Origin of the sequence: Moorena sp. SIO1F2 (assembly GCF_010672755.1) — a bacterium.
Lineage (GTDB): Bacteria > Cyanobacteriota > Cyanobacteriia > Cyanobacteriales > Coleofasciculaceae > Moorena.
In genome coordinates this window covers 1-2,559 of the sequence record NZ_JAAHFV010000572.1, presented here as the reverse complement: position 1 = coordinate 2,559, position 2,559 = coordinate 1, and the positions used below count along the sequence as shown (strand labels likewise).

At 42.6% G+C, this 2,559-nt stretch carries 1 protein-coding gene; it reads right to left on the bottom strand.

The features are described from left to right. Positions 1–66: 66 nt before the first annotated feature. A complete protein-coding gene (locus tag F6J94_RS32865; protein ID WP_293018448.1) occupies positions 67–2,499 on the bottom strand; it encodes a CHASE2 domain-containing protein in 2,433 nt (810 codons plus the stop codon). Positions 2,500–2,559: the final 60 nt, after the last annotated feature.

Genomic DNA, 2,559 nt, shown 5'->3' with positions numbered 1-2,559 from the left:
ATACATAGGATTTAAATGTTAAAGGCTTGCCGGGAATTAAATTAATAATTACCAATTAATAATTAACTAAATAATATAAAACCAGAGTATAATGGATGGTAAAGCTATAGGAATTAAAATAGAAGCTGAGATATAAGCCTGTAGTCCGATTATTCCATAGACCGCTGTAGCACCAACTAAGATCAATATTGATTGCTGTCGTTTTTGAGGCTTTTGCTGCAGCAGTACCAGGGTTGTTCCTTTTCCTAACAATGCTGCTAATAGAATCATCCAGCTGTCGGGAATTAATTTTATTGTATGCTGCGATAAAAAATGATGAACCATGTAAGCATGGGCTTCACCTCCGGTAAATACCTTGGGACAAGTATCTGGTGGCTTTCTGGTTCGATTCAGTGGATGACACCAATATTCAATAGCTAGAGGTAGAGAAAAATTATCCTCTGCTTCATCATATCCCCCAGAGGCAATGATAACCACTTGCTGCTCAATGTTAGGAAAGTCACTTTTGAGGAATTCCCAAGCAGGCTTGTGCTCATAAGCCTGTTCTGGAGGAATAGAAAAGTCAATAATATAGCGCATCCCTAAAGGTAGATTCTTTGGTTTGAGAGATGCGTTCGCGTAGCGTGGCCTACGGCCAATCGCATTATCCTGGCTACTGACTTGCTGAAGATACTGACTAACTTGCTGATGAAAGTTGGTGGTACTTTCAACATTAGGATTTAATCCTATCCCGTGGTTTGGCTGTTGGTGCAACTGGTGTGATAGAGCCAGTAGATAGGCAAAAGGACATGACTTGTTGCAGGTGGCATCCTGGGGGAGTTCCATATCCCAACGGAAAAAGGTAATATCCCCTTGTAGACTCCATTTAGGGCTAGCAATTTTCGGAAACACCTTGCGATTTTTATCCTGATTGACCCCAAAGACAAACCAGGTATCCTGTTGACTGACAGCGGATTGAATCGCACTAGCCAGTTTTTCCTCTCTTGGTTCTTGGGTATGGAGCAGATAATCAATTCCAATTACCTTAGCGCCTGAGTTAGAGAGTTGTCTGACTAATTTGCCAAGGTATTCCCGTTCCATCGGCTGGGTTTTAAAGCCTTTTATCTCCAGTTGCGCCTGATTGATTGAGTCTTGATCAATAGCAATTAACAGTACAGAGCGTGGCTTGGCGGAGGATAACCCATCCCGAGGAAACTGGTTTGTGCTATCGCGATAGACCGCTTGAAGAAACGTTCGCCCATCTAGCAACATGTCTTGTACAGGAACCATAGCGCTAACTAAAAGCACACTAGCTAATGCGATCGCTTCTTTTGGTTTAGGTAGCCACTGCTGAAGTAGTTTCTGGTAACCCCAAGGCTCAATCCGAAATGGCTTAGCACCATAGGGACTAAAAAACGAAGGAATCAGGTAAGCTGATGGATAAACAAACTTCTCACCTACCTGTAAATTGCGACAAGCTGCCAGCATTGCTTCCTGGACATCCTGATACTGAGCTAAGCGGCTGCAAAATTCTTTGAGAAATACATGAGCAACACTATCATGAACTTCCTCCCGCATGATCACCACTTGCAATCCTAAATCAGCCAACCGATTCGCTATTTTTAGACCATTACAGGAGTTAAAGACGCACAACTGAAGTCCCTGATTTTTAGCAGTAGTTAGGTATTCCTTTATTTCACTGATAGATACCAACTGCTCTGGCGCGATCGCTAATTTTCCATCAGTAACTTTTGTTTCATCACTATGACCCATAAAAAATAGAGCATCCCACCCCCTTTCATCCGTTATTTCTGCCGCCAGTGCTGCTTTAAGATTAACCCCATCCTCTTGCTGTTGCCAGTCAAAGAACTCTACTTGAGCAACTCCTTTGAGCAACTTAACAGCCTGCTTATCTTTCTCCAAATTCAGATCTGTATTATCCCCCAAAATCGCTAAAATCCGAGGTTTACCATGGCGCAGGTTATTATCTAGCGCTATTGTTTCTCCCTGAGTGGTCATCGGAATCCTGGTAATGCGAATGGTTCCACTGGGGATATCCTCTAGAACCAACTGCCATGCTTCCCAAGGAAGCCGTGCCAATTCCACAGAATCGCAGGCTATAAAAATAGCTACTTCTCGATAGGCTTCTGCTGTCTTATTTGACTGTGATTCCTTTCTAGCAATAGTGAAAATTTGATGTTGAATTGTTTCTCGAATAGTCTGTAATTGACCTAACCACCGTTGAAAAACATCCAGAAATATCTCTTTTGCTTCTTCTAATTCATGTCCCAAGTCATCGACTACTGGTGTGATGGCACCACTAGATAATTCTCTTGCTCGCAATTTCGGGTAAAACTGGAGGTAAAGGTATCGCCACTCCTCATAACAGTCTATTACTTTAGCTGGATAGTCCAACTTTGCGGAGACTTCCTGTCCGTGATTACCCCGTAAATAAAACAGACAGGATGAATCAGCTTGCCAAATATTTAGTCTAAAACTACTTTGATGATTAGTTGTCATTTGTTCCTTGTTTATTCCCCCTACTCTCTACTCCCTACTCCCGACTCCCGACTCCCGACA